General features: G+C 50.9%; 1 pseudogene. It reads right to left on the bottom strand.

The features are described from left to right. A pseudogene (locus tag ACIF8R_RS18385) lies at window positions 1-277 on the bottom strand (hypothetical protein); the annotation flags it as partial.

Genomic DNA, 277 nt, shown 5'->3' with positions numbered 1-277 from the left:
CTTGCACCACCACCCAGATTGTTGGCTGTGCTGTTGCCCAAGGCATCGGTTTTGTTGTTGCTTGACGTACTTAACGCATCAAGCTGGCCTTTGTTTACTGCATCGGTTGCTGCTGTGCCCGTACCGACATTGGTAACTTTCTCACCATTTGCATCCAGTCCGTTCGCTGTCAGCTTCCCTGCAAACACAGGCGCATCGGCAAGTTGAATATCAACGGTATTACCACTAATGACTGTCTTCACATTCGAGTTCGAGCCAGATGCTGTCAGCCCACCTG

It is taken from the genome of Acinetobacter sp. ABJ_C4_1, from assembly GCF_044538495.1.
In the GTDB taxonomy this organism is placed as follows: Bacteria; Pseudomonadota; Gammaproteobacteria; order Pseudomonadales; family Moraxellaceae; genus Acinetobacter; species Acinetobacter nosocomialis_A.
The sequence above is the reverse complement of the archived record's forward strand: the minus strand, read 5'-3'. Positions and strand labels throughout refer to the sequence as shown.